At 73.2% G+C, this 26,735-nt stretch carries 23 protein-coding genes and 1 other RNA gene; 11 read left to right on the top strand and 13 right to left on the bottom strand.

The window, feature by feature from the left end; genetic code table 11:
* Positions 1-111: 111 nt before the first annotated feature.
* From ACZ38L_RS14570 to ACZ38L_RS14560, 3 genes are all read right to left on the bottom strand, one after another.
* Positions 112-261: a hypothetical protein gene (locus ACZ38L_RS14570; protein WP_465692728.1), complete on the bottom strand. Its 150-nt coding sequence runs from the start codon at positions 259-261 to the stop codon at positions 112-114.
* Positions 262-543: 282 nt separating this feature from the next.
* Complete coding sequence (locus ACZ38L_RS14565) at positions 544-2,511, bottom strand: alpha/beta hydrolase family protein (RefSeq protein ID WP_465692726.1); 1,968 nt, start codon at positions 2,509-2,511, stop codon at positions 544-546.
* A complete protein-coding gene (locus ACZ38L_RS14560; RefSeq protein WP_465692724.1) occupies positions 2,508-5,198 on the bottom strand; it encodes a class III lanthionine synthetase LanKC N-terminal domain-containing protein in 2,691 nt (896 codons plus the stop codon). The genes ACZ38L_RS14565 and ACZ38L_RS14560 overlap by 4 nt, the downstream gene beginning before the upstream one ends.
* 491 nt (positions 5,199-5,689) lie before the next feature.
* Here ACZ38L_RS14560 and ACZ38L_RS14555 point away from each other — a divergent pair, with 491 nt between their 5' ends.
* From ACZ38L_RS14555 to ACZ38L_RS14545, 3 genes are read left to right on the top strand one after another with little or no spacing between them, the layout of a single operon-like run.
* A complete protein-coding gene (locus ACZ38L_RS14555) occupies positions 5,690-6,532 on the top strand; it encodes a Nif3-like dinuclear metal center hexameric protein (RefSeq protein ID WP_465692722.1) in 843 nt (280 codons plus the stop codon).
* Between the two features lie 41 nt (positions 6,533-6,573).
* A complete protein-coding gene (locus ACZ38L_RS14550; RefSeq protein WP_465692719.1) occupies positions 6,574-7,317 on the top strand; it encodes a zinc ribbon domain-containing protein in 744 nt (247 codons plus the stop codon).
* A 4-nt stretch (positions 7,318-7,321) separates the two neighbouring features.
* On the top strand, positions 7,322-8,533 hold the full coding sequence (locus tag ACZ38L_RS14545; protein WP_465692717.1) for a bifunctional RNase H/acid phosphatase: 1,212 nt from the start codon (positions 7,322-7,324) through the stop codon (positions 8,531-8,533).
* A gap of 79 nt (positions 8,534-8,612) precedes the next feature.
* On the opposite strand, the gene yaaA is transcribed toward ACZ38L_RS14545, so the two are convergent.
* Positions 8,613-9,416 (bottom strand): peroxide stress protein YaaA, encoded by an 804-nt coding sequence (gene yaaA / locus ACZ38L_RS14540; protein ID WP_465692715.1) that lies wholly within the window; start codon positions 9,414-9,416, stop codon positions 8,613-8,615.
* Positions 9,417-9,585: 169 nt separating this feature from the next.
* Here yaaA and ACZ38L_RS14535 point away from each other — a divergent pair, with 169 nt between their 5' ends.
* Both ACZ38L_RS14535 and rnpB read left to right on the top strand, forming a co-directional pair.
* On the top strand, positions 9,586-11,061 hold the full coding sequence (locus ACZ38L_RS14535) for a DHA2 family efflux MFS transporter permease subunit (protein WP_465692779.1): 1,476 nt from the start codon (positions 9,586-9,588) through the stop codon (positions 11,059-11,061).
* Between the two features lie 12 nt (positions 11,062-11,073).
* Positions 11,074-11,470, top strand: an RNA gene (gene rnpB / locus ACZ38L_RS14530) — RNase P RNA component class A.
* Positions 11,471-11,653: 183 nt separating this feature from the next.
* Here the strand turns inward: rnpB and ACZ38L_RS14525 are convergent.
* Positions 11,654-12,967 (bottom strand): helix-turn-helix transcriptional regulator, encoded by a 1,314-nt coding sequence (locus tag ACZ38L_RS14525; protein WP_465692713.1) that lies wholly within the window; start codon positions 12,965-12,967, stop codon positions 11,654-11,656.
* Between the two features lie 154 nt (positions 12,968-13,121).
* On the opposite strand from ACZ38L_RS14525, the gene ACZ38L_RS14520 reads away from it, so the two are divergent.
* The 4 genes from ACZ38L_RS14520 (at position 13,122) to ACZ38L_RS14505 (ending at position 16,615) form a co-directional block, all read left to right on the top strand.
* On the top strand, positions 13,122-14,114 hold the full coding sequence (locus ACZ38L_RS14520; protein ID WP_465692710.1) for a Gfo/Idh/MocA family protein: 993 nt from the start codon (positions 13,122-13,124) through the stop codon (positions 14,112-14,114).
* Entirely contained in the window at positions 14,111-15,364 is a 1,254-nt protein-coding gene (locus ACZ38L_RS14515) for a DegT/DnrJ/EryC1/StrS family aminotransferase (protein WP_465692708.1), read from the top strand. The genes ACZ38L_RS14520 and ACZ38L_RS14515 overlap by 4 nt, the downstream gene beginning before the upstream one ends.
* Positions 15,361-15,804, top strand: a complete 444-nt coding sequence (locus tag ACZ38L_RS14510; RefSeq protein WP_083975742.1) for an NUDIX domain-containing protein — start codon at positions 15,361-15,363, stop codon at positions 15,802-15,804. Before ACZ38L_RS14515 ends, ACZ38L_RS14510 begins: the two co-directional genes overlap by 4 nt.
* A 376-nt stretch (positions 15,805-16,180) precedes the next feature.
* Entirely contained in the window at positions 16,181-16,615 is a 435-nt protein-coding gene (locus tag ACZ38L_RS14505; RefSeq protein ID WP_465692706.1) for an NUDIX hydrolase, read from the top strand.
* A 45-nt stretch (positions 16,616-16,660) separates the two neighbouring features.
* Here ACZ38L_RS14505 and ACZ38L_RS14500 read toward each other — a convergent pair whose 3' ends face one another.
* Positions 16,661-17,092 carry an ester cyclase gene (locus ACZ38L_RS14500; RefSeq protein WP_465692704.1) on the bottom strand — a complete coding sequence of 144 codons (432 nt, stop codon included), beginning with the start codon at positions 17,090-17,092 and terminating at the stop codon, positions 16,661-16,663.
* Positions 17,093-17,184: 92 nt separating this feature from the next.
* Between ACZ38L_RS14500 and ACZ38L_RS14495 the strand changes: the two genes are divergently transcribed.
* Positions 17,185-17,895, top strand: coding sequence for a TetR/AcrR family transcriptional regulator C-terminal domain-containing protein (locus ACZ38L_RS14495; RefSeq protein ID WP_465692702.1), 711 nt, complete (start codon positions 17,185-17,187; stop codon positions 17,893-17,895).
* A 176-nt stretch (positions 17,896-18,071) separates the two neighbouring features.
* A complete protein-coding gene (locus ACZ38L_RS14490) occupies positions 18,072-18,413 on the top strand; it encodes a DUF6059 family protein (RefSeq protein ID WP_465692700.1) in 342 nt (113 codons plus the stop codon).
* Between the two features lie 154 nt (positions 18,414-18,567).
* Here the strand turns inward: ACZ38L_RS14490 and ACZ38L_RS14485 are convergent, their stop codons facing one another.
* The 7 genes from ACZ38L_RS14485 to rfbH all read right to left on the bottom strand — a co-directional run bounded on the left by ACZ38L_RS14485 (position 18,568) and on the right by rfbH (position 26,721).
* Positions 18,568-20,121: an FAD-dependent oxidoreductase gene (locus ACZ38L_RS14485; protein WP_465692698.1), complete on the bottom strand. Its 1,554-nt coding sequence runs from the start codon at positions 20,119-20,121 to the stop codon at positions 18,568-18,570.
* An 89-nt stretch (positions 20,122-20,210) separates the two neighbouring features.
* Complete coding sequence (locus ACZ38L_RS14480; RefSeq protein WP_465692696.1) at positions 20,211-20,456, bottom strand: acyl-CoA carboxylase subunit epsilon; 246 nt, start codon at positions 20,454-20,456, stop codon at positions 20,211-20,213.
* 44 nt (positions 20,457-20,500) lie between these two features.
* Entirely contained in the window at positions 20,501-22,036 is a 1,536-nt protein-coding gene (locus ACZ38L_RS14475) for an acyl-CoA carboxylase subunit beta (RefSeq protein ID WP_465692777.1), read from the bottom strand.
* Positions 22,037-22,193: 157 nt separating this feature from the next.
* A complete protein-coding gene (locus tag ACZ38L_RS14470) occupies positions 22,194-23,228 on the bottom strand; it encodes a Gfo/Idh/MocA family protein (protein WP_465692694.1) in 1,035 nt (344 codons plus the stop codon).
* Positions 23,218-24,612 (bottom strand): NDP-hexose 2,3-dehydratase family protein, encoded by a 1,395-nt coding sequence (locus ACZ38L_RS14465; RefSeq protein ID WP_465692692.1) that lies wholly within the window; start codon positions 24,610-24,612, stop codon positions 23,218-23,220. The genes ACZ38L_RS14470 and ACZ38L_RS14465 overlap by 11 nt, the downstream gene beginning before the upstream one ends.
* Entirely contained in the window at positions 24,609-25,370 is a 762-nt protein-coding gene (locus ACZ38L_RS14460) for an SDR family NAD(P)-dependent oxidoreductase (protein ID WP_465692690.1), read from the bottom strand. The genes ACZ38L_RS14465 and ACZ38L_RS14460 overlap by 4 nt, the downstream gene beginning before the upstream one ends.
* A 46-nt stretch (positions 25,371-25,416) precedes the next feature.
* Positions 25,417-26,721 (bottom strand): lipopolysaccharide biosynthesis protein RfbH, encoded by a 1,305-nt coding sequence (gene rfbH, locus ACZ38L_RS14455; protein WP_465692688.1) that lies wholly within the window; start codon positions 26,719-26,721, stop codon positions 25,417-25,419.
* Positions 26,722-26,735 lie beyond the last annotated feature (14 nt).

The raw sequence follows: 26,735 nt of genomic DNA, 5'->3' as shown, positions 1-26,735 counted from the left end.
CCGCCCCCCTCCCCCCCCCCCGCCCCCCCCCCCCCCCCCCCCCCCCCCCCCCCCCCCCCCCCCCCCCCCCCCCCCCCCCCCCCCCCCCCCCCCCCCGGCGGAATCGGCGACTCAGGAGGCGTTGGCCCGGTGACGGCCGTGGGCGTTGCCCTCGGGAGTGTCGTCGTTGGCGGTCAGGCCCCGGTGGCGGCCGTGCGCGGTGTCCTCGGAGGTGGCCTCGTCGGCGCCGTGCTCGGTGGTGTCGGTGAGGGTTTCGGACATCTTCTCGTCTTCTTCTCCGTGCGGGTGCTGGGTGTGGTGCCGCGCGGCACCGCCGACCGCGGAGGTCGGCCGTGGGGTGTGCCGACCGGCCCGGCAGGCCACGGGACCGCGACACGCCGGGCGGAGCACGCCCCGTCCGTCCGTCACCCTAACGGCCGGGTCGGACGAAAGCCTATCGAGATCCTTACGGCCGGCCTAAGGGGCGGTAGCGGCGGGCCCGGGCGCGCGGCGGCGCGCGTGACCGTCGCGGGCGCACCTCACGTGCCCGGGTGGTGGTGACGGCTACCCATCCGCCCGGCCGGTCCGCAGGAAGCCGGCGAGCAGCTCGTGCAGCACCACCGCGCCCTCCTCGGCCAGCAGGTCGTGCCCGGCGCCGGCCGCCTCGACGTACCGGAAGTCGGCCCCCTCGACCCTCCCGATCCGGAGCAACTCCTGGCGCAGCAAGCGGGATTGGCCGACCGGGACCACCTCGTCCCGGTCGCCGTGCAGCAACAGCAGCGGCGCGCGGAGCAGGTGCGCCAGTCGCAGCACGTCGCGCGGCCCGAGCTCGTCGTCCACCGGTGTGGCGCCGCCCAGCCGGCCGGTCAGCGTCCGCACCGCCGGCGTGCCGTCGGCCAGCAGCCGGGCCCCGGAGAGGAAGGGGGCCACCGCCGCGCAGCGCGAGACCCGCCCGGCGGGCGCGTGGGCGGCCGTCAGCAGCGCCAGGAACGCGCCGTAGCTGATCCCGAAGAGCGCGGGCGGCTCCAGCCCCAGCGCCGACCGCTGCCCGGCCAGCCCCGCCAGCAGGGCGAGCAGGTCGGCCAGGTCCGGGCCGCCCCAGGCGCCGTGGATCGCCGCCGCGTGGGCCGGTCCGTAGCCGGTGCTGCCGCGCTGGTTGGGTGCGAGCACGGCCAGCCCGGCGTCCGCCATCCGCTGCAGTGCGGGGTCGAACTCCAGTCGCCAGGCGTCGGCCGGGCCGCCGTGCAGCGCGATCACCAGGTGCTCGCTGCTCAGCCAGGCCTCGCCGCCGTACACCACGGCCTCGATCGGCCCGGCCGGTCCGGCCAGCTCCAGGGTCTGCGCCGGGTGCCAGCGGCCGCCGTCGGGGCGCGCCGGGCTGCCGTCCAGCCGCCAGCCCCGGCCCGGCGCGGGCGGCCAGGGCTCGCCGCGCGGCAGTCCGGTCGGCAGCCGGGGGCCGCCGAGCGGGGCGAGCCGTAGCGGCAGCGGCGCGCCGACCGGCGGCTGGCCCGCCGCCCCGAGCAGCACGTCCACCTCCAGGGTGACCACCCCGGCCGGGCGGTCCGGCGCCGAGTACGGCATCCGCAGGCCGGCCGCCGACCAGTGGCCGACCCCGCCGAGCCGCCCGGGCGGCACCGGCAGCGGCTCCAGCCGGCCGCCGTCGGGCCGCCAGAGCGCGAGGGCGGAGGTCGCGCCGTGGTCGAGCTGGATCGCCACCCGGCTGCCGGCGGCGGTCCGGGCTGCCGGGTCGAGCGCCACCGGCCGCAGCAGCAGGCCGGGGACGTCCAGGCACTCCGGGAACCGCACCGGCTCGGCGCTGCCCAGCACGCCCCAGCCGAGTCGGTCGGTGCCCGGGGCGTCGCTGCGCAGCAGTAGAAGCCCGGTCGCCGGGTCGACCAGCACCAGCCGGTCGTTGCTGTCCGCGGTGATCTCCAACAACGGTGTCAAGGTGAGGAGTTGGAGGTCGAGCACGACGCTCTTGAGCACCCCGGCACGGACCCGGTCGAGCGCCAGCAGCCGGCCGCCGCCGTCCAGCCAGACCCCGCCGCCGAGGGCGCCGGGGAACTCGGCGACCGCCTCCGGAGCGCTGCCGTCGCCCGGCACCAGCCAGAGCGTGGTCACCGGGCGGGTGTCTACGCCCAGCGCCACCGCCACCGCCACCGGGCCCGGGCCGGCCGCCAGCGAGGGCAGTGGCAGCAGGTACAGGGCGGGGGAGCGCAGGGTGACCGGATCCGGCTCGGCGGCGGCCGGGTGCGGGCCGCGCAGCAGCAGCTCGTGCCGCTCGCCGGCGGAGCGGCAGAGCAGCACCCGGCCGTCGGGCAGCGAGTGCGGCCGGGCGTACAGGCTCTCGGTGCGGTCGCCGGGCAGTGGCAGGGCGGTCGGGTGAGCGGGTCCGGGACCGTCCAGCCGCCAGCTCTCCGGGTGCCAGCCGCCGTCGGAGCCGGCCGCCAGGCAGGCGGCGTGCGAGCCGTCCGGGGAGAAGGTGAAGCTCAGGCGGCGCAGGACGGGGGCCGCGGTGCGCAGGACGGTCACGCGGCGGCTCCGGGGGTTCCGCCGGGGGCTCTTCCGGGGGTGCCGGGAGCTCCTCCAGGAGTGGGGGTGGACGGGAGGTCGAGCCAGAGCCGGGGGCCGCCGTGGCAGAGCCGGAGCAGGAAGCCCAGCGTGTCGGCCCCACCGCCGGGCTCTCCCGGGGGTAGTGGCAGCCCGTCTTCGTGCGAGGTCGCGCGCGAGGCGAGCAGCCGGCCCAGCCGCTCGGCGCCGGCCTTGAAGCGCTGCTCGCCGGTGGCCTCGGCCAGGTCGAGCAGGTACTCGCCGTTGCCGGCCGGGCCGTGGCAGAGGGTGCTACCGGGGTACGGGCCGGGCGGATCCGGTTCGTCGAGCCCGTCCAGGACGGCCTGGCCGACCGAGAGCGCGACCGCGCGGACGGCCGGGTCGCCGGTGGCGCGCCAGAGCCGGACCAGGAACCCGCCCACCCCGGCCGGTCCGGCGCACCAGTGCGCGAGCCGCCTCTCGTCCGGCTCCCCGGCACCCGGCGACCACCAGGCCTCCGGGCCGGCCGCCGCCCAGCCGGTCGCCAGGCTCCGGCCCGCCTCCGCGGCGGCGGCCAGCGGCGCGGGGTCGCCGGTGGCCCGGTGGGCGGCCAGCAGGAGCGCGCCGCGCCCGGCCGTGTCGGGGCCGAGCCGGAAGTCGCCGGACCCCGTGGTCACGACCGGCTCGCCCAGCCGCAACCGCAGGAAGCCGGTGCCCGCCGCGCAACGCCAGGGTTCGGTGGGCTGGGAGCCGGGTCGCGGCCGGGCCGGCGGCAGCCGGGTGGCGAGCCGGCGGGTCCGGGCGGTGAGCTCGCGGTCGGTCAGCGCGTCGGCGACGTCCAGCAGCGCCCAGAGCGGGCCGGAGCGGCCGAAGTGTCGGCCGGGCAGCAGCAACGGCTCGGTGGCGCACCGCCGTTCGAGCCAGCCGGCGGCGGTCCGGGCGGTCCGGCCGACCGCCGCGCGCAGCTCGGGCGGCAGGCCGGGGGCGACGGCGGCGCGGGCCAGCACGGCCAGTGCCCCGGCCGCCTCGTACCGGCCAGCGGTCGGGTCGGTGCGGTGACCGCCCGACGGCTCGGGCCAGAGCCGGTCGGGGCGCTGCGGGGTGGCGGTCTCGGCGAGGTGGCGCAGGCTCTCGTGCAGCACCCGCTCGGGCGACGGGCCGGCGACCCCCGGCCCGCGCCCGGGAAGCGCGACGGCCCTGGGCGACGGGTCGCTGGTCGCGGCGGCCCGCGCCAGCTCGGCCCGCACCCGGGCCGGCGTCCAGCGCCGCTCCGGCCGCTCGGCGCGCAGGGCGAGCACGGCGCGCGCGAGCCGGCGCGCGGTCCGACCCTCTCGGGCCGCCAGGTCGAGCCAGCGCGCCAACCGCTCGGCCTCGGGGCGCAGCGGCGGCCGCTCCGCGGGCAGCACCGGGTCGTGGCCGGTGGCGAGCAGGAAGAGCAGACCGCCCAGTGCGTACAGGTCCGCTGTCGGCTCGGCCGGACAACCCCCGTACGGGACCACACCGTTCACGGTCACCGGGCCGGTTGAGCGCTCCGGCGCGCGATAGCCCGGGGTGCCCGCCGGACCGGCCACCGTGCCCGGCACGCAGGCGAGTTCGAGGTCCAGCAGGCGCAGCGAACCGTCCGGCCGGACCAGCACGTTGGCCGGTGCGAGGTCGCGCAGCACCAGCCCGGCCGCGTGCACCCGTTCGACCAGGTCGACCAGTGCCAGCGCCATCGGCCCGGCCGCCTCCCACGGCACGCCCGACGCGCCGTCCCCGGCCAGTCGGGCGCTGACCCAACTGGCCAGCGGCCGGCCGGGGACGCGCTCCCGCACCAGCAGCAGCGAGTCCGCCCGCTCGATCAGCGCCAGTGGCCGCGGGGTGAGCCCGTGCGCCGCCAACTCGGCCAGCAGGCGAGCCTCGTGGCGCAGCGCGGTGCGTGCGTCGAGCCCGTCCGGGGCGCCCGCCCGGGCCTGTCTGATCAGCACTTCCGCGCCGGTCCGCAGGTCCCGGCCGAGGAAGAGGTCGCCCCGACCGCCGCGCCGGACGGCCGTGGTGAGCACGTAGCGGTCGGCGACCGGCAGCGGGCCGGCCGACCCACTCCCCTCGACGGGGCCGGCCGGCCGCGCCCGCACCCGGCCGTTCGCGGTTCGCTCGCCACCGGTGCCCGGCTCGGCCCGGGGCACGGCGTACCCGAGATGGACCCGGCTGCCCGGCGCGTACGGCCGGCCGGTGGGCGGTCGGGTCGGGCCCGGCAGGCCCTCGGTGGCCCGGTGCAGCTCGCCGGCCAGTCGGCGGGCCTGGGCCTCGTCGAGCGGGTGCACGGTGATGAAGCCGTCCGAACCGTCCTCGCCAGCACCGGAGTTGAGCTGCCGAAGGCGCTCCCGGTCGGCGGCGAAGCGGAACGGGCAGGGGTCCTCGGCGAGCACCCCGGCGACCTCGGCGAGTACCTCGGCGGCTACCGCGCCGGCCGCGCCGACGTGCAGCGGACGGCCCGGCGCGGGCGGTCCGGCGGGGGAGCCGGGAGGGCGGACCGTGCACCAGAAGCCGTCGAAGGCGAGCCGCCAGCCGCGCTCGGTGCCCCAGCCGGCGCCGCCGGTCAGGGCGCTCCGGGCGACCTCCGGCAGCGTGTCGTCGGCCGGTGTGCTCTCCGTCTCGCCCGCAGACGGGCCCGGTTCTCCGGTCGCCCGCGGCGGCGTGCCCACCCCCATCCGCTTCACACCCTTCCGCACGGGAGCAGGCCCGCGCCCGCGGTGCCGAGGCGGCCGGCTGCTCCGGATCGATTCCCGGGCGGGGTCAGTTCCCGAACGGGGTCAGTTTCCGAACGTGGTCGGTTTCCGAACGTGGCGAGAGCGCCGGTCCCGTCCGCTTCGGTCCGCGGCCCTGACCACCGGCGACTCTGGGCAACTCTCTTTCGCAACAATGAAGTTACTGATCGTCTTTGGAACGGCTCAATGCCAACCGGGTCACTTCACCCGTAAGGGTGATCGAGGCGCGTTTTCGCCCGTGCTTCCGCGATCGCCAGGACCGCGCACCGCCCGGGCCGGCCGTGCCGAGCCGCGGTTCCGATCGGCTGTTCCGGCCGTCCCGGGTGGCCGGTCGTCCTCGCGCCCCGGTTGACGGGCAGCCGTGCGGTCGGTCGCACGGTCGCGGTGGCCGCCCGCGGCCCCGGCCGGGCCCCCGCGCGCGGTAGTCTCAACGGGTGCCGAAACTGTCCGACGTCATCAGCCAGCTGGAAGAGCTCTACCCACCGAGCTGGGCGGAGTCCTGGGACGCCGTCGGCCTGGTCTGCGGCGACCCGGACGCCGAGGTGCGCCGGGTGCTGTTCGCCGTCGACCCCGTGCGGACCGTGGTCGAGGAGGCCGTGGCGTGGGGCGCCGACCTGGTCGTCACCCACCACCCCCTCTATCTGCGCGGCACCACCAGCGTCGCCGCGACCAGCTTCAAGGGCCGCGTGGTGCACGAGCTGATCCGGGCCGGGATCGCACTGCACGTCGCGCACACCAACGCCGACCACGCCGCGCCGGGCGTCTCCGATGCGCTGGCCGAGGCGGTCGGCCTGCGGATCACCGGCCCGCTGGTGCCCGACCCGACCGACCCCGAGGGCCGCCGCGGTGCGGGCCGGATCGGCGAACTGCCCGAGCCGCTGCCGCTGGCCGCGTTCGCCGCCCAGGTGGCCGCCGGACTGCCCGCCACCGCCGCCGGCGTCCGGGTGGCCGGCGACCCGGACCGGCCGACCCGCCGGGTCGCGGTGGCCGGCGGCTCCGGTGACAGCTTCTTCGCCGCCGTCCGGGAGGCGGGCGTGGACGCCTACCTCACCGCCGACCTGCGCCACCACCCCGCCTCGGAGGCCGCCGAGGCCGCCCCGGTGGCCCTGCTGGACGCCGCACACTGGGCCACCGAGTGGCCCTGGCTGAACCTCGCCGCCCGCGACCTGGGCGCGCTGGCCGCCAAGCACGACTGGCCGCTGGAGACCCGGGTGTCCACCCGGGTCACCGACCCGTGGACGGCCCACGCGCCGATGCCGTACCCCGCCACGCACTGATTCGTCTCTGCTCGACCCCGTCATCCACAGGAGCCCCCCGCTTGAACGCCGCGCCCGCCGACCAGATCCGCCTTCTCGACCTGCAGGCCATCGACTCCAAGCTCGACCAGCTGGCCCACCGGCGCCGCACCCTGCCCGAGCACGCGGAGATCGAGAAGGCCACCGCCGACCACACCGCGCTGCGCGACCTGGTGGTCGCCGCCCAGGCCCAGCAGGGCGACACCGCCCGCGAGCTGACCAAGGCCGAGCAGGACGTCGACCAGGTCCGCACCCGGTTCGCCCGCAACCAGCAGCGGATGGAGTCCGGCGCGGTCGGCTCCGCCAAGGACCTGGAGAACCTCCAGCACGAGAACGAGTCGCTGGCCAAGCGCCAGTCCGCGCTGGAGGACGTGGTGCTGGAGGTGATGGAGCGGCTGGAGAGCGCGCAGACCCGGGTCACCGAGCTGACCGCCCGGCTGGAGCACTCCGACGTGGTGCTGAAGGAGGCGGTCGGCCGCCGCGACGCCGCCTTCGCCGAGATCGACGCCGAGGCCGCCAAGGTCGCCCGCGACCGCGAGGCCGTCGCCGTGGTGATCCCGGCCGACCTGCTCAAGCTCTACACCCGACTGCGCGAGCAGCAGGGCGGCGTCGGCGCGGCCCGGCTCTACCAGCGCCGCTGCGAGGGCTGCCGAGTGGAGTTCGCGATCACCGACCTGAACGCCATCAAGGCCGAGCCCAAGGACGCCGTGGTGCGCTGCGAGAACTGCGGGCGGATCCTGGTCCGCACCGCCGACTCGGGCATCTGAGCCGATGGCGGCGCGCAGGCTGATCGTCGAGGCGGACGGCGGCTCCCGGGGCAACCCGGGGCCGGCCGGCTACGGCGCGGTGGTCCGGGACGGTGACACCGGTCAGATCATCGCGGAGGCGGCCGAGTACATCGGCCGCGCGACCAACAACGTCGCCGAGTACCGAGGCCTGATCGCCGGCCTGCGCGCCGCGTACGAGATCGACCCGTCGGCCACCGTGGACGTCCGGATGGACTCCAAGCTGGTGGTCGAGCAGATGTCCGGACGCTGGAAGATCAAGCACCCGGACATGCGGCCGCTGGCCGCCGAGGCCCGGACCGTCTTCCCCTCGGAGCGGGTCGGCTTCTCCTGGATCCCGCGGGAACGGAACAAGGACGCCGACCGGCTGGCCAACGAGGCGATGGACGCGGGCAGGGTCGGGCGGCAGTGGGAGCCGAAGGCGCGGCCGGCGGCTCCGCTGCCGGCGCCGACCGAGCCCGGCAGCGAGCCGGTGCCGCCGGCCGTGTCCGTGCCCGTCCCGGCGCCCGTCGTCGAGACCGCCGCCGAACCCGCCGCGCCGCCGGTGGCCGGCTGGTCGATGGCCGGCGACGTGGCGCTGGCCACCACCCTCGTGCTGCTCCGGCACGGCGAGACCCCGCTCACCCCGCAGAAGCGGTTCTCCGGCAGCGGCGGCAGCGACCCGGACCTCTCCGCGCGGGGCCGTTGGCAGGCCGAACGGGCCGCCGACGCGCTGGCCGCCCGTGGCACCGTGCAGGCCGTGGTCAGCTCGCCGATGCTGCGCACCCGGCAGACCGCCGAGCTGGTCGCGGTTCGGCTCGGGTTGGAGGTGCGGGTCGAGGAGGGCCTGCGCGAGCTGGACTTCGGCGCCTGGGAGGGGCTGACCTTCGCCGAGGTGCAGCAGCGGTACCCGGAGGACCTGAACGCCTGGCTGGCCTCCAGCAAGGCCAAGCCGACCGGCAGCAACGAGAGCCTGGCCTCGCTCACCCAGCGGTCCGGGGTGGCCCGGGACAAGATCCTGGCCCGCTACCCCGGCCGGACCGTGCTGGTGGTCACCCACGTCAGCCCGATCAAGGCGCTGGTCCGGGTGGCACTGGGCGCCCCGCCGGATGCCGTGTACCGGATGGAGCTGTCCGCCGCCTCGTTCAGCGCGGTGCAGTACTACTCCGACGGCAACACCTCGCTGCGGCTCTTCAACGACACCGCCCACCTGCGCTGACGGCCGCCCGCGCCGACACCCGCCCGCGCCGGCGGCCCGGCACCCGGCCCAGCCCGGTACTTCAGCGCGGCCCGGTACGTCAGTGCAGCTCGGTCACCACGACGTCGAGCTGCCACGGCTTGCGCGCGGTGCCCTGGGCCGCGACCTCGACGGTGTGCCCGAGCCCGCGCAGCAGGTCCACCAGCTCACCGGGGGAGTCCGGCTCGGCGCCGGAGTTCAGCAGGTCGCGCACCAGCCGGCCCTTGGTCGCCTTGTTGAAGTGGCTGACCACGGAGCGCTTCCGCACCCCCGCCACCTCGCGCTCCTGGAGCACCCGCACGGTCGCGGTCCGGGCCACCAGCTCGTCGGCCGGCTTCCAGGAGGCCGCGTAGGCCGCGCTGCGCAGGTCCAGCACCAGCCCGTCCGCCTCGGCCGGCAGCACCTCGGCCGTCTCCCGCCGCCAGTAGCCGCCCAGCGCGCCCAGCGGCGGCAGCTTCACGCCGCCCGAGCAGCGGTATGGCGGAATCCGGTCGCCGATCCGCACCGCGCCCCACAGCCCGGAGAAGACCAGCAGCGACCGCTCGGCCCGCGCGTACGCCGCCTCGTCCAGCTCGGCCAGCCCGAGCGCGTCGAAGAGCACACCGGTGTAGAGCTCGCCGGCCGGCAGCGCGGCGGCGGTGCGCAGGCCGGCGTTGCGGGCGATCTCGCCGCGTAGGCCCGGGCTCAGCCCGAGTACCTCGGCGGCGGTGTCCTCGTCCCCGCGGCAGAGCTCCACCAGTGCGTCCAGCACCCTGGCCCGGGCGGCGGTCAGCCCGGGCAGCGAGAGCGCGTCGAGCTCCAGCGGCGCGCCCTCGCCGGCGGCGGCCTTGCCCTCCGACGGCGGCAACAGGACCAGGAACGGCATCGGTTTCCCTTCGGGACATGCGGGTCGGGACATGCGAGACATCGGTTCTCCCGGTCCGGAGCGTAGAGCATTCGGCCACCCGCCGCGGGACCGCGCTCGCGAGCCGCACGGACGGCCGTCCCGCCCCGCCGGTCACAATTCATCCCACCAATGCGACAATGGACGGGTGATCGAACCGACTCCTCAGCTCAGCCGGCAGCGAAGGCTGCTCATCCTCGGCATCTGCTGTCTCAGCCTGCTCATCGTCGGCCTCGACAACACCATCGTGAACGTGGCCCTGCCGTCCATCCAGCGGGACCTGCACGCGCCCACCTCCGGGCTGCAGTGGATCATCGACGCCTACACCCTGGTGCTGGCCGCGCTGCTGATGCTCTCCGGTTCGGTGGCCGACCGGATCGGCCGGCGCCGGGTCTTCCAGACCGGACTGCTGCTCTTCGTGGTCGGCTCGCTGCTCTGCAGCTTCGCGCCCAGCCTCGGTTGGCTGGTCGCCTTCCGCGCGCTGCAGGCGGTCGGTGGCTCGATGCTCAACCCGGTGGCCATGTCGATCATCACCAACGTCTTCACCGACCCGCGCGAGCGCGCCCAGGCGATCGGCGTCTGGGGCGGCGTGGTCGGCCTCAGCATGGCGCTCGGGCCGCTGCTCGGCGGGGTGCTGGTGGACCACGCCGGCTGGCCGTGGATCTTCCTGATCAACGTCCCGATCGGGCTGGTCGGCTGCCTGCTGGCGGCCCGCTTCGTACCCGAGTCGCGGGCTGCCCGGCCGCGTCGGCTCGACCCGGTCGGCCAGTTGCTGGCCGTGCTGGTGCTCGGCGCGGGCACCGCCGTGATCATCGAGGGCCCCGGTCGCGGCTGGACCTCGCCGAGCATCCTCGGCCTCTCCGTGATCGCGCTGGCCGCCCTGGTGGCCTTCCCGCTCTGGGAGCGGCGCTGCCCGGAGCCACTGCTCGACCTGCGGTTCTTCCGCAGCGCACCGTTCACCGGCGCGACCGTCACGGCGGTCTGCGCGTTCGCCGCGCTCGGCGGCTTCCTCTTCCTCAACACCCTCTACCTCCAGGAGGTCCGGCACTACAGCCCGGTCGAGGCGGGCCTGTGGACCCTGCCGATCGCCGGCTTCACGCTGGTCTGCGCGCCGATCTCCGGACGGATCGTGGGCGCCCGCGGTCCGAGGATCCCGCTGCTGGTCGCCGGTGCCGCCCTCGCCGCCAGCGGCCTGCTGCTGACCCGGCTGACCGCGCACTCCTCGGCCGGCCTGCTGCTCGCCACCTACGCGCTGTTCGGCCTCGGCTTCGGCCTGGTCAACGCCCCGATCACGAACGCGGCGGTCTCCGGCATGCCGCGCGCCCAGGCCGGGGTGGCGGCCGCGGTGGCCTCCACCAGTCGCCAGGTCGGCCAGTCGCTCGGCGTCGCGGTGCTCGGCACGGTGGTCACCGCCGCCGTGGCCGGCCCGCTGGTCACCGGCTTCGCCCCGGCCAGCCACGCCGGCTGGTGGATCATCGCCGGCCTCGGTGTGGCCGTCCTGTTGATCGGCCTGCTGACCACCACCCGCTGGGCCCGTGGCACCGCGGCCGCCGTCGCCGCCCGCCTGGACCCCGAGCAGGCCTCGGCCGCCCCGGTCCGGCCCGCCCCCTCCGACCGGCTAGGATGACCACACGGCGGACGAGCCGGCCGGGCGGTCGCGTCGGGTCCCAGCAGGGGCCCGCCGAGGAACGTCCGGGCTCCACAGAGCAGGGTGGTGGGTAACGCCCACCCGGGGTGACCCGCGGGACAGTGCCACAGAAAACAGACCGCCTGCTGCTTGCAGGTAAGGGTGAAACGGTGGTGTAAGAGACCACCAGCGACCGAGGTGACTCGGCCGGCTCGGTAAACCCCACCCGGAGCAAGGTCAAGATCGGTGCCCTCGGGCACCGTGCGCGGATGTTCGAGGGCTGCTCGCCCGAGTCCGCGGGTAGACCGCACGAGGCTGTCGGCAACGGCAGCCCTAGATGGATGACCGCCTCCCCGGCGGCCGCAAGGCCCCCGGGAGACAGAACCCGGCGTACAGGCCGACTCGTCCGTCCCTCATCTGAGGAGAGGCCTACTGATCTGCGAGTGAGCAGGCCAGGAGGCCTTTTCTGCGCTTCGGATCTTGTAGTCGCTCGCTGACTCTTCGTGTCTTTTGCTGCCTGTTTCCGGGTGGTGAGTGGAAATCATGTGGAAGTGGGACTCGATCTTCTGGCCAGCGGGCTGCCGCCGCTGTGTCAGCTGGCCTTGAGGCGTTCGAGGAACTCCGGGACGCCGTCCACCTGTCGGTAGAGCCTGAAGGCCGGTGCGAGCTCGCGGACGAGGGCGACGCACCGTGGCGCGCCGATGCGGGTGGCCAGGTCCAGCGACTCGCCAGTGACCACGAGCGCCTGTTCGACGTCGTTGGCCTGGAGGTAGCCCTTGGCCTGGTAGGTCAGGAAGATCCCGCGCGTCTTGTCCCTGGCGCGGGGCAATAGCGCCATGCCCTCAGCCATGCGCGCGTGTGCCTCGCCGGTTCGGCCGAGGTCCAGAAGGCATTGGCCCGAGTCGACGGCCAGGTCGGCCGGGCTCATCCACGCGCACCAGCCAGGTGCGGGGTCGGCGGCCTCGATGGCCAGCGCGGTTTCGGCCTCGGACAGGTCGCGATAGCAGGCAGAGCGATCACCGAGGGCGGCGTGGGCCCTGGCTCGGCGGAGGAACAGCAGCGACCGGGCGGTGGGGTGCTCGGTGCCGGACAGCGCGTATCCGAGTTGGTCCACCGAGACCTGTGGCTGGCCGAGCCAGTTCGACTGGTAGGCGAAGTCGGACAGTACTCCGGCGCCGAAGTCGCGGTCGCCGGCGGCGTGCGCGGAGTGCAGGGCAGCCCCCCAGAACTTTCCGGCCACCCAGTGCTGTCCGAGGTCGAATCGGTGCCAGCCGCAGGTGGTGGCGAGGGAGGCGGCGAGCAGGTGGAGCCGCTGACCGGTCGTTTCGCTGTAGCGACCGTCCTCGATCAGGTCGGTCACCGTGGCGAGGTGGGCGTCCATCAGGCGGATCGTGTGTTGGCGCTGTTCGGTGGGCAGAGCCGTCAGTTTCGCGCTGGTGTCCTCCAGCCAGTCCACGAGTTCCGAGTCCACCCGTTTGCCGCTGAGGGCCGAGGTGAGACGGTCCGGTTCCAGGGTGGCCCACTGGGCGGCGAGGCCGGCCAGTGAGACGGCGCTGTAGGTCATGAAGCTGCGGCGGTCCATGGCGGCTCTCTGTGCGTCTCGGAGTGCTTGAGCGGTGCAGCCGGACCCCAGCGGCAATGGTTCGTCTCGCCCGGGAAGCCAGTGGGGCCAGCCGTACGCCTCCGTGTCAGAGACCGGGACGCCGAAGGCTTCGGCGATCAGGAGCTGGGAGTTGAGGTCCGGTGTCTTGCGCCAGTGCTCCCACCTGCTGATGGCCGTCTTGTCGGCACCGGAGCGGAGTCCATGGCTGCGGGCGGCCATGGCGAGCCGGGCGACGAGGTCGCCCTGCGACCAGCCGCGCTGTTCGCGTGCATAAGCGAGGGGGTGCCGGATCGGGTCGTTCACGGGCCAATCCCATCATCGACAGTGACGGTGAGCCTACTGCCGGCGAGGGCGGGACAACCCCAGGACTACGGACAATGCCTGTTCGGTGGCTGTCCGTTGGGCTGTACTCGACACGCATCGACAAGTTCCCTTGCGAAGCGGAAGGAGTCTGCCCATGAAGCGACGCGCTGCGGTCATCGGTCTCGGCCGCCAGGCTCTCGAAGACCACCTGCCCGGCTTGCTCGGTTCCGGCAGAGCCGGACTGGTCGGGGTCTGCGACAGCGACCCTGACGTTCTGCGCCATCGTCGGAGATCGTTCCAGGTACCGGCTTTCACCAAGGTGGCCGACCTGTTGGAGGCGGTGGAGCCGGACTTCGTGATCGTCGCGGTCCCGCATCACGCGGGCCGGACCGTGATCGAGGAGTGCGCCGCCCGAGGCGTCCACGTCCTCAAGGAGAAGCCGTTCGCCATCTCGCTCAGCGAGGCCCGCGAACTCACCGCCATCTGCGGTGCCGGGCGAGTGGAGTTGATGGTCACGCTCCAACGCAGGTTCAACCCGATCCACACCAGCATGCCGAGTCTGCTGGACCAGATCGGCACCCCGTTCCTCATCGACGGCCAATACACGTTCCACGCCGACGACCCCGGAGCAGGCTGGCGCGGGAACGTGGAGCAGGCCGGTGGCGGCTGCATCATCGACATGGGCTACCACCTCATCGACCTGCTCCTCTGGTACTTCGGCATGCCCAGCCGGGTGATAGCCGATTTCTCCGCCTCCGCCCTGCCCGACGTCGGCTACGACGCCGAGGACACCGCCGTCATCCAACTCGGTTACGACGCCGATCTGTACGGATCGGTCCTGCTGTCGCGCTGGGCGGCCCCGAAGACCGAGAAGCTGCACGTCGTCGGCACGCGGGGCGCTGTGTTGCTGACGAGAGACCAGGTCCAGCGACTCGACCTCAACGGCAGGGTCGTGGAGGAACTGACCCGCCCGCAAGCCCCCGCGAGCGTGGCCAGCGCCCAGATCGACTACTTCTGCCGGGTCCTGGACGGTGAGCGCCCGAACACCTCCGGCCCTGAACAGCACTTGGCCCACGCCGCCTTCATCGCCGCCTGCTACGAGTCCAAGGCAGCCGGGTGCTACATCAACCCGAAGGAGATGCTGTGACCTCCACCCTCGCTCTGCTCGGCGGAGTACCCGCCGTGACCGCCAGCGGTCCTCACTTCGAGTGGCCGCCGATCGACGGCACCACCCGTTCCAAGGTCGCCGCCCAGCTGGATGCGGCCGTGTCCATTCCCGGCCGGGCCGGCATCGTCGCCGAGCTGGAGGACGGCCTGCAAACGTACTTCGGCGTGCGGCACGCGGTCACCACGAGCTCCGGCACGGCAGCTCTGCACGCGCTCTACTCGGCCGTTCGGATCAAGCCCGGAGACGAGGTGATCGTTCCGGCCTGGACCTTCCACGCCACCGCCTCTCCGCTGTTCCACTTCCGCGCGGTGCCGGTGTTGTGCGAGACCGGTCCGGACGGCAACATCGACCCGAACCGGGTCGAGGAGCTGATCACGCCGCGCACCCGGGCGCTGATGGTCACGCACCTCTGGGGTCGCCCGGCCGACGTGGCCGCTCTCGCCGAGATCGCCCAAGTTCACGGTCTGGAGCTGTTGGAGGACGGCTCGCACGCGCATGGCGCCAGCGTCCAGGGGCAGAAGGTCGGCACCTTCGGCATCGCCTCGGCATTCTCCCTGAACGGTCCCAAGCCGCTGAGCGGGGGTGAGGGCGGGTTCGTCCTCACGGACGACGATGACACCTACTACCGGGTGCTGACGTTCGCCCACTACAACAAGCGGTGCAGGTCGGAGATCCCGCAAGGCCATCCACTCGCGCGGTACGCGGTCACCGGGTCCGGTCTCAAGCTCCGTATCCACCCGCTGGCCGCCGCGCTCGCCGTCGACCAACTCGGTCGGCTCGACGGCTACCTGGCCGGCCGGGCGGAGATCGCCCGGCGCCTCACCGAGCGGTTCAGCCGGGTACCGGGGTTGGAAGTCGTGCCGGTGAACGATGGGGTGGTCCCCTCCTGGTACGGATTGACGCTCACCTATCGGCCCGACGAGCTGGGCGGTCTGCCCATTGAGCGGTTCCAGCAGGCCCTGCTCGCCGAAGGTGCGGTGGAGTTCGACCGGCCGGGATCCACCCGTCCCCTCCACGAACTGCCGCTCTACCAGAACCCCGACCTGCTGTTCCCAGGCCACCCGCACCACCACCGGCAGTACTCGCCAGGCGCGTTCCCGGTCGCCGAGCACGCCTACCGGCACACGATCAAGCTCCCGGTCTGGCATCGTGAGCAGGATCTCGCGCTGGCCGAGCAGTACGTCCGCGCGGCCGTCAAGGTGAGCGACCACCACGAGGAGTTGCTGTGACCATCCCCTCCGCCGAGTTCCTGGCCGGCCTCGTCAGCGACGCCCGGCGGGACGGCGTCACCCGCCTCGTAGCCGCTGCCATTGTGACCGATGGCGACCGGGTCCTCCTGGTGCGGCGCAGGCCTGACGACTTCATGGGCGGGATGTGGGAGATCCCCTCGGGCAAGGTCGAGGAGGGCGAGAGTCTCCTGGAGGCGCTCCACCGTGAGACCGCCGAGGAGACCGGCCTGATTATCGACGGCGTACACAGCTACGTCGGGCATTTCGACTACCCGAGCAGTCGCGGCGGCACGACCAGGCAGTTCAACTTCGCTGTCACGGTCGAGAAGAGCGAGCCGGTCGCCCTCACCGAGCACGACGCCCACCAGTGGGCCGTGCCCAGTGATCTGCCCGAGGTGAGCGACGCAGTGCGCGGGCTGATCGCGCGTCGCGACAGCTGAGAACGAAGCTGCCGTCCGGGGTGTGGCGATACGGTGGCGATCGGGCCCACCCGGACGGTGTTCTCACAGGTCACTGCCCCTGAAGAGACTGTTCCCGGCGTACAGGTCGACTCGTCCGCCCCCTGGTCAAGGAAGGCCACTGATCTGCGAATCCGCAGGCGGGGCCTTCTGTGTCCCGGGTTTCCATAGCTGCTTGCTCACTCTTCGTGCTTGACACTGCCGCCGATGCGGGTGGCCAGGTCCAGCGACTCGCCGATGACCGCGAGCGCCTACCGGCACACGATGACGCTCCCCCTCTGGCATAGCAGGATCTCGCGCTGGCCGAGCAGTACGTCCGCGCGGCCGTCAAAGTGAGTCACCACCACGAGGAGTTGCTGTGGCTGTTACCTCCGCTGACTTCCTGGCCGGCCTCGTCAGTGACGCCCAGCGGGACGGCGTCACTGGCTTCGTGGCCGCCGTCGTCGTCACCGAGGCCGACCGGGTCCTCCTGGTGCGGCGCAGGCCCGACGACTTCATGGGCGGGATGTGGGAGATTCCGTCGGGAAAAGTCGAGGAGGGCGAGGCCATCCTGGAGGCCCTCCACGGCGAGACCGCCGAGGAGACCGGTCTGACCATCGAAACGGTGAACGGATACCTCGGCCACTTCGACTATCCCAACAGTCGCGGTGGCACCACCAGGCAGTTCACCTTCGCGGTCGCGGTCGAGAAGACCGAACCGGTCGTCCTCACCGAGCACGACGCCCACCAGTGGGCTCTGCCTGGTGACCTGCCCGAGGTGAGCGAGGCGGTGCGCGGGCTGATCGCCGGCTGAGTCCGCGCGGCGGCCCTGCCTCAGCGCGTCGGATTCCACGGCCGCTCAGTCGGCGGTCGGCCAGGGCCAGCCGAGCTGGAGGAACATGCCGAGGCGGTCGCTGACGGCGCGGATCTCCGAGATCTTGCCCTCGATGACGGTGAACCACCAGATCTGCTCGACCTCGCAGGAGCGGTTGGTGGGCTCGGGCATCCGGGGGTGGTAGCCGGTGTGGGTGCCGGTGACGGTCAGTCGGGCGACGACGGTGTCGCCCTCGGCGGCCAGGGCGTCGGGGCGCATCACGCCCTCACCGAAGGCGTCGAGCTGCTGGCGGAAGCCGTCGAAGGCCGCGCCGGGTGTGTCCGCCTCGCCGAAAATGATCTTGTTGTGGTCGATCACGTCGAGCGCCGTGTACTGCGACAGATCGCCGAGTCGCCGCTCGTTGATCGCCCGGAAGAAGCCCTCGACGACCTGCTTGTTCGCTGTCGGTGCCAGCATCGGATCCCCCAAAACTTACGTTGTAAGAAAACTTCCGCACACCAAGCTAGACTTACGGCGTAAAAATGGCAAGAGCAGCCGGAGGAGCCACCATGGGGAAGCGGACGCGCGGCGAGCGGGCGGGCCTGTCCCGGGTGCGGGTACTGGACGCCGCGCTGGCCCTGGTGGACCGGGAGGGGCTCGGCGCGTTGACGATGCGTCGCCTGGGCGCCGAACTGGACGTGGAGGCGATGACGCTCTACCACTACGTGCCCAGCAAGGACGCCCTGCTGGACGGACTGGTGGAGCGGCTCTTCGCCCAGGCGCTGCCGTTCCCCGGCGAGGGCGCGGACGCGAATGCGGCTGCGGGGAGCGCCGACTGGGGGACACTGCTGCGGACGTACGCCGTCTCGCTGCGCCAGGCGCTGCTGCGTCACCCGGGGGTGCTCCCCTTCGCGGCGAGCCGCCCGGCGGTGACCCCGGCGACGCTGGACGCGGTGGAACGCGGTCTGACGGCCCTGACGTCCTCCGGGTTTCCGCTGGGGGCAGCGGTGCACGCCCTCAACACGCTCTCGCTCTTCGTCGTCAGCCACGCTGCCGCCGAATCCGCCCAGGTCGCCCGGAGCGACGCCGCCGGCTCCCCGGCCTGGCTGACCGAGCTGGACGCGGCCCGCTATCCACTGCTCACCGAGGCCGCCCGCAGCGGCGCGGGGGTGGACGACGCCGAGCGGTTCGACTTCGCCGTCAACGCGCTGGTCAACGGCTTCGGCGCGGTACTCGACCAGGCGCCCGCTCTTCGCGCTCCGCGGGCGATGGCACCGTGATCGTCGCGGGAGGCGCGTCCTCTCCCGGGGTGTTCCAGGCGTCGCCATCTCGGGTGGGCTGATCCGGGCACGACCGGCTTCGGCGCCGTCGCCGCCTGCCCGGCGTGCGGTGCACCCGTGTCGAAGGCCCCTTTCGCCGGCACCGCCGGGCCCGGTGGTGCGGCCGGTACGGCTCCATGGGGATTCGAGCGAGTGGCCCGATGCTGGTGGCCGGCTGTGGATCGGGAGAACGGGGAGTCGGGAGAGTGGGCGGTCCGGCGCGAGGATGGCTGGCTATCGTCACGCGGGCGCTGCAGCCCGTGTGGCAGGGGTTCGTGGTGCTCGGGGTCGTGTCCGCGTGGGGGAGCGCGGGTGCGGTCGAGGGCCTCGCGCCGACGTGGCCCACCCGGGCGGACGGGCTGCCGCCGGGCCATCCCGAGATGCTCCGGCCCGACCTGCCGTTGACCCCGACGGAGCTGGCCCTGAGCCGCGAACTGGCCGCCTGCGGATGGCAGTTGCCGGTGGACGGCGGGTACTGACGCGCGGCTGTCGATCGCGCTCGCGCGACTGTCCGGAGGTTGTCGGGGGAACCGGGAGGATCCGGCGCCTGAGGAGAATCGAGCTCAGGAACGCCGGAGTCCACCGAGGGGGACGGAGTACCGGGACAGGCGAAGCCGGTCACGGCCACCGGCCCTAGCTCGGTTCCGGTGTCCCGAGCCACTGGGACAGGGCCGTGTCCAGGGCGTCCAAGGCATCCCGGGCCGGCCCCTCGCTCCTGCCGGCGTCCGCGGCCCAGGCGACGCAGCCGTCGGGCCGGACCAGCAGCGCTGCCAGGTCGGGCCGTTCGGCGCAGCTGGTGGTGAGCGTCCGCAGGCTGCCCCGGTAGCCGGCGGCGCGCTCGCGCAGGGCCGGGTCGTCGTGCAGGTCGAGCAGCAGGGCGCGCCCGTCGTGGCAGTGGTCGGCGAGCCGGGTGCCGTCGTCCAGGGCGAGATCGGGGGCGCTACGACCGATCAGCGGGTGGTCGCCGGGGAGGTCGTAGCGCTGCCAGACCCCGGAGATCTTCTTGATGAAGTACGTCGTGCCGAAGACGCTGGACATCAGCTCGCCGATCACGCCGCTCAGCGCCCGCGCGTGCGGATCCGGGCGCATCAGCAGGATCTGGGCGCGGGTCCAGTCCAGGACCCAGGCGCCGATGGGGTGACGCTCGGCGGTGTAGCTGTCCAGCAGCTCCTCGGGGCGGCGCCCCCGCACGACGGCGGCGAGCTTCCAGCCCAGGTTCACCGCGTCACCGAGGCCCAGGTTCAGGCCCTGCGCGCCGAACGGCGAGTGGACGTGCGCCGCGTCGCCCGCCAGCAGGACCCGGCCCAGCCGGTAGGTGGACGCCTGACGGGCGTGGTCGGTGAACCGGGTGGCACTGTGCACCTCGGTGATCTCCACCGGCTCCCCGGAGACCCGGCGCAGGCTCGCCTGCAGATCCTCGGCGGTGATCGGGGCGTCCCGGTCGGCGGGCGGGCCGTCGTACTCCACCGTGAGGATGCGACCCGGCATCGGACCGTTGGCGTAGACACCGGTGGCGGTCCGGTTCCAACCGGTGCGCAGCCCCTCGGCGCCGGTCATCTCCACCCGCGCCTGGTGCCCGGTGATCTGCGCGTCGGTGCCCGGGAAGGGGAAACCGGCCTGCTTGCGGACCGTGCTGCGCCCGCCGTCGCAGCCGACCAGCCAGGAGGCCCGCAGCGAGCCGCCGTCCGCGGTGCGGACCGTCACCCCCTCCGGGTCGGGGTCCAGGCCGGTCACCTCGACGCCGCGGCGCAGCTCCACTCCCAGCTTGGCGGCCCGCTCGGCGAGGATCCGCTCGATGTCCTGCTGCGGGATCATGCCGATGCCCTCGATAGGCCCGTGGCCGCCGAAGTCCGGGTCGGAGGTGTCCAGCAGGTCCCCGCTGAGCATCAAGCCGGCGAAGTGGCCGAGCGGCCTGGGCGGCAGGTCGCCGGCCCGCTCGGCCGGCAACTGCCGCTGGAACTCCTGGAACCGCCGCAGGGTGCGTTCCTGCGCGGCACGGAGCGCGGGCAGCATGCCGCGTCGGTAGAAGGCCTCGATGGTGGGGCCGTTGATCGCGCCCGCCTTGATGGTCAGATCCGGTTCGTGCAGCCGCTCCAGCACGGTCACGGTCACGCCCGCCAGCCGCAGCTCGCAGGCCAGCATCAGTCCGACGGGTCCGCCCCCGGCAACGATCACCTCGGTGTCCATGGCACCGACTCTACGGATGATGTGATGACACCTGGCCAGTTTCGACCAGGGGGCCGGGGCGGGACCGGTCGGCGGGGCTGGTGCGGGGGTCAGGCGGCCCGGTGCCAGTCCCGCGACGGCGCGGTGGTCCAGGAGCCGGCCGGGCGGTAGGCCCTCCCGGCTCCCGGCCAGCGCAGTACCACGGCCTCGCCGGCCGGCTCGGGCGCGGCGGATCCGGCGCGGGCTTGGGCGACCAACAGGGCGGTCAACACGGCCAGTTCCATCTCGTCCGGCCGCCCCCGGACGATCTCGATCGCCGGCGTCGCGTCGCCGGCCGCGGACATGTCCGAAATCACTGCTGTTTCCTCCCTCTCGGCCGTGGTCGGCCGTACCGTCCGGCTCAGGTGGGCTGGTTGCCGTGCTTGCGGCTCGGCAGCGGCGCGTGCTTGGCGCGCAGCACGGCCAGCGCGCCGATCAGCCGCGCGCGGGTCTCGGCGGGGTCGATCACGTCGTCCACCAGGCCGCGCTCCGCCGCGTAGTACGGGTGCATCAACTCCCGTCGGTACTCGGCGATCCGCTCCGCTCGGGTGCGTTCCGGCTCGTCGGACGCGGCGATCTCCCGGCGGAAGACCACGTTCGCGGCGCCCTCCGCGCCCATCACGGCGATCTCGTTGGTCGGCCAGGCCAGCGAGACGTCGCAGCCGATCGAGCGCGAGTCCATCACGATGTACGCGCCGCCGTAGGCCTTGCGCAGGATCACCTGAACGCGCGGGACCGTGGCGTTGCAGTAGGCGTACAGCAGTTTGGCGCCGTGCCGGATGACCCCGCCGTGCTCCTGCGCGACGCCGGGCAGGAAGCCGGGGACGTCGACCAGCGTCACCAGCGGGATGTTGAAGGAGTCGCACATCTGAACGAAGCGAGCGCCCTTCTCCGACGAGTGGATGTCGAGCACCCCCGCGAGCGAGGCGGGCTGGTTGGCGACGATGCCGACCACCTGGCCGTCCAGCCGGGCCAGCGCGCAGACCAGGTTGGGCGCCCAGCGCTCGTGCACCTCGAAGAAGTCGCCGTGGTCGACGATCTCCTCGATCACCTTGCGCATGTCGTACGAGCGGTTGCCGTCGGCCGGGACCAGGTCGAGCAGTGCCTCGGAGCGCCGGTCGGCCGGGTCGTCGGTGGCGATGACGGGTGGTAGGTCGCGGTTGTTGGAGGGCAGCATCGAGAGCAGGAACCGCACGTCGGCCAGGCAGCTCTCCTCGTCGTCGTAGGCGAAGGCGGCCACCCCGGTGGTCCCGGCGTGGACGTCCGCGCCGCCCAGGCCCTCCTGGCTGATCTGCTCGCCGGTGACCGCCTGCACCACGTCGGGCCCGGTGATGAACATCTGTGAGGTGCCGCGCACCATGAAGACGAAGTCGGTGAGCGCCGGCGAGTAGGCCGCGCCACCCGCGCACGGGCCGAGCATCACCGAGATCTGCGGGATCACCCCGGAGTTGCGGACGTTGCGCTGGAAGATCCCGCCGTAGCCGGCGAGCGCGGTGACGCCCTCCTGGATGCGGGCGCCGGCGCCGTCGCACAGCCCGACGATCGGCGCTCCCGCCGACTCCGCCAGGTCCATGATCTTGTGGATCTTCTGGGCGTGCGCCTCGCCGAGCGCACCGCCGAAGATCCGGAAGTCATGGGCGTACGCGAAGACGGGACGGCCGTCGACCTCACCCCAGCCGATCACCACACCGTCGGTGTGCGGCTTCTTCGCCTCCAGGCCGAAGCCGGTCGCCCGGTGCCGGCGCAGTGCCTCCAACTCGGTGAACGTTCCCGGGTCGAAGAGCAGCTCCAGCCGCTCCCGGGCGGTGAGCTTGCCCTTGGCGTGCTGGGCCGAGGTGGCCCGTTCGTCCACGCCCGCGCGCACCCGCTCGCGCAGTTCGGCGAGTTCGCGGGCCAGCCGTCGGGCGTCGGGCGGCGGGGGCGGGGTCGGTCGGGTCGGCGGGACCGGGACGGTGGGCCGCTGGGGGCGCTGCGGCACGGCGGGAGGCGACGGCGGCAGAGGTGCGATGGCCGCGCGCACGCGGTCGTCGACGATGCTCAAGGACTTTCCCCTCTCAGGGCCGGGCCGCCGGCCGGGTCACGGGCTGCCCCGGATCCGACGATACGGCGATGTCACGGATGGTGGCCAGGAGTTGGGCCTGCTCCAGGCAGACCGCGGCGTCCACGGGACCGCCCTGGCCCGTGCCGCCGGAGTGGATCGCGGCGACGAAGGCCTCCACGGTCGCGAGCACCTGGTCATGCGGTTCGAGCACCACGGGAGCGGTGGCGCCGGCGTGCTCCACCAGCAGCACCGGGTGGTGGTCGGCGGCCGGGGTGAAGGTCTGCTCCACCCGGATGCGGCCGGTGCTGCCCCACAGCTCGTATGCCGAGCGGTAGGCGTGCCCGATGCCGAAGGTGAGGTGGACGATCACGCCCTCGGGAGACCGGAGCAGCGCGGCGCCGGAGGTCTCCACCTGCTGCCCCGGGTCGCGCTGCAGCGTGGCGCCGACCACCCGTAGCCCGCCGCCGAGCAGGTGCAGCGCCGCCCGTACCGGGTACAGGCCGACGTCCAGCAGCGCGCCGCCGCCCAGCTCCGGGCGGTACCGGATGTCACCGGGCGGCAGTTCGGGGATGGCGAAGGCGGCACTGAGCACCCGCGGGGTGCCTATCTCGCCGTCGGCCAACAACTGGCGCACGGCGGCGTGCTGGGGGTGGTGGACGAACATCACGTTCTCCATCAGCACCAGCCCCTGATCCGCGGCCAGTTCGAGCAGCCGTCGAGTCGTGGCCGGGTCGGTGGTGAGCGGCTTCTCGGCCAGCACGTGCTTGCCCGCGCGCAGCGCCGCCTCGACCCACTCGGCGTGCAGGGTGATCGGCAGCGGGACGTAGACCGCGTCCAGGTCGGCACGGTCCAGCAGTGCGGCGTAGCCGGTCACCGCCGCGCAGCCGTAGCGGTCCGCCAGCTCCTTCGCCCTGGCACCGTCGCGGCTGGCGATCGCGGCCAGTTCGACGCCGTCGGCCGCCGCGAAGGCGGGCAGCATCCGGCGCCGGGCGATGTCCGCGCAGCCGAGCACCCCGATCCGGACCGGACGGGGGGATTCAGTGCTCATGGTGGGTGCCCTCCATCGCGTTGAGACAGGCGAGCAGGGTGCGGGCCTGGACGTTGAGGTAGTGGCCGTGCCGCACCAGCGAGGTGAGCTGGCCGGGGGTGGCCCAGCGGAACCCGTCCGGGGGAGTCAGGTCGAAGCCGGGCTCGCCCTCGGTGACCTCGACGATCAGGTAGTCGGCCTCCGCGTTGAGGAAGCGGCCGCCCTCCTCGGAGTGGACCGCCCGGTACCGGACGCGGCTGGGGTCGGCGTGCAGCACCTGGTCGAGGAAGGGCGGCCGGTCCTCGGCCGCCAGTCCCTCGTGGTTGCCGGGGACGCACTGGACGGTGGGGCTGAGCTCCACGGTGTCCAGCAGGCCGCCCTCGCCGCGGGCGTTCACCAGGACGTGCCGCACGCCGTCGATGTCGCGGGTGAGGAACGCGCACACACCGTGGCCGGCCGGTTCCACCAGTGGCTGGGTCCAGTGGGCCACCTCCCGGCTGCCCGCCTGCACCTTCACCGCCACCACGTCGAAGAACCTGCCGTCCTCGCGGGTCAGGCGGGTGTCGGTGCGGGTCCAGCCGGGCAGCCCGGCGAGCGGGACGAGCTCGGCTCGCACGTCGCGGCGGGAGCGGCGCTCGGTGAACCAGGAGAGCAGCTCGGTGTCGGAGTGCAGGGCGCGCTCGTCGTCGGCGACCGTGGGCACGGTGGCCAGTACCGTGCGCGAGTCCATGTTCACGATGTTGTCCTGGTGCAGCAGCGCGCCGAGCTGGCCGAGCGTCAGCCAGCAGAAGTCGTCCGCCAGCGGGACCTCGCCGAGTGCCTCCACGATCATGTTCCGGTTGCTCTTGTGGAAGAACCAGGAGCCGTGCTCGGACTGCAGCACATCCGTCAGAACCCGGCCCCGCCCGGGTTCGAGGAAGTACTCGACGTAGTTGACGTCGGCTCCCTGGTGGACCTTGCTGTAGTTGCTGCGGGTGGCCTGCACGGTCGGCGAGAGCTGGAGCAGGTCGCGGTTGCCGGGCTCCATCTTGGCCTGCATCAGGAAGTGCAGCACCCCGTCGAACTCCTTGACCAGGATGCCCAGGATGCCCACCTCGGGCTGCTTGATGATCGGCTGGTACCACTCGCGGTACGGGCCGTCGTCGCAGCTGGCGTGCATGCCCTCGACGGAGAAGAACCGCCCGCTGCGGTGCACCAGGTTCCCGTTGCCCGGCGCGAAGGACCAGCCCTCCAGCTCGTCGAACGGGATCCGCTCCACGCGGAAGTCACAGGCCCGGCCGCGCTCGGCGAGCCAGCCGGGGAAGTCCGCGAGCGAGAGCAGCGCGCCCTCGGTGGTCGCGGCCGAGCGGGCGAACCGGGCCGGCAGTTCGGTGTCGGTGCAGGGGTTCAGTATCGAGCTGTTCATCGGCCACCCGCCACGGTCAGTGCCTCTCCGGTGATGTTTCCGTTGGCCGCCGAGCCCAGGAAGAGGACGGCGCGGGCGACCTCCTGCGGGCTGCTCAGCCGGGCGGTCGGCGTGCTGGTGGCCTCCCGCTCGCGCACCGGCCCGGGCAGGGCCGACAGCACCTGCCCGGTCGCGGTCAGGCCCGGGCACACCACGTTGACCAGGACGCCGCTGTCGGCCAGGTCCCACATCAGACTGCGGGCCAGGCCGTGCAGGCCGGCCTTGGCGGCCCCGTAGAACTCCTGGCCCCGGTTGCCGCCGAGCGCGTTGTGCGAGGAGATCAGCACGATTCGGCCCCAGCCGCGCTCCCGCATCCCGGCCACCGCGCGCTGCACGGTGCGTACCGCGGGAGCCAGGTTGCCGTCCAGGACCGGATGCCACTCCTCCTCGGGGACCTCCTCGAAGCGGGTACCCGGGGCGCGGCGGGTGCCGCGGCGGACCGCGTTGACCACCAGCACGTCCAGCGCGCCCCAGCGCTCCTCGACGGCTGCCACCGCCTGGTGCGCCGACTCCGGCTCGTCCAGGGCGTAGCGCAGGGCGAACGCGCGGTCGTCGCGCGCGCCCAGTTCGTCGGCGAGCCGCTCGGCGCCGGCCCGGTCGCTGTGGTAGGCGGCGGCGACCCGGGCACCCTCGCCGGAGAAGGCGCGGGCGATCTCCTGCCCGATGCCTCCGGTCGCTCCGGTGACCAGGACGGAGCGACCGCTCAGTCCGAGATCCATGGATGTCCTTTCTGATGTGGGCCCTGACGGGTGCCCGGAGGGCGGGTCAGCGGTGGGCGGCGACGAACTCACGGATGGAGGAGGCGATGTAGTCGATCATCTCCTCGGTCAGGCCGGGGTAGATCCCCACCCAGAAGGTCTGCTCCGTGATGATGTCGCTGTTCTCCAAGCTGCCGACGATCCGGTGCGGCTGGTCGACGTAGGCCGGCTGGCGGGTGAGATTGCCTGCGAACAGACGCCGGGTACCGATCTTGCGCCCTTCCAGGAAATCCACCAACTCGGCGCGCCTGAAGGGTGCCTGGGGATCTACCGTGATGACGAAGCCGAACCAGCTCGGCTCGCTGCGGGGTGTCGCCTCCGGCAGCAGCAGGTGCGGCACACCCTCCAGGCCCTCGCGCAGCCGTCGCCAGTTGCTGTTGCGCAGGCTGATGAACTCGTCGAGCTTGGCGAGCTGGGTCAGCCCCAGGGCGGCCTGCAGGTCGGTCGCCTTCAGGTTGTAACCCACGTGCGAGAAGATGTACTTGTGGTCGTAACCGGCCGGCAGGGTGCCCATCTGGTACGAGAAGCGCTTGAGGCACTTGTTGCTCTCACCCGGCTCGCACCAGCAGTCCCGGCCCCAGTCGCGCAGCGACTCCACGATCCGGGCCAGCGCCAGGTTGGAGGTCAGCACGCAGCCGCCCTCGCCCATCGTCAGGTGGTGCGCCGGGTAGAAGCTGACCGTGGTCAGGTCTCCGAACGTGCCGGTGAGCTGGCCGTCGTAGAGCGCGCCCACCGCGTCGCAGTTGTCCTCGATCAGGAACAGGTCGTGCTCGACGGCGAGTTGGGCGATCTCGCCGACCGGGAAGGGGTTGCCCAGCGCGTGGGCGATCATGATCGCCCTGGTCTTGGGGCCGATGGCCGCCGCGACCCGCTCGGCGGTGGTGTTGTAGGTGCCCAGCTCGACGTCGACGAAGACCGGGATCAGGCCGTTCTGCAGGATCGGGTTGACGGTGGTGGGGAAGCCGGCGGCCACCGTGATGACCTCGTCGCCGGGGCGCAGTCGGCGCTCCTCCAGGTGCGGCGAGGTCAGGGCGGTCAGGGCGAGCAGGTTGGCCGAGGAGCCCGAGTTGGTCAGGTGCGCCTTGCGTCGCTTGAGGCGCCGCGCGAACTTCGACTCGAACTTGCGCGAGCTGTGGCCCGCCGCGATGCGCAGATCGAGGGCGGCCTCCACCAGCGCGACCCGGTCCTCCTCGTCCAACACGGCGCCGGAGGGCCAGATCTCGGTGACGCCGGGCACGAACGGCCGGCCGTCCTGCTGCTCCTGGTGGTACTTGCGCACCTGGTCGAGCACAAGCGCCCGGTGATCGCTCATCTCCGTTAACCTCC

Source organism: Kitasatospora sp. NPDC024654 (assembly GCF_055559155.1).
This window is presented reverse-complemented; position numbering and strand designations above follow the sequence as displayed.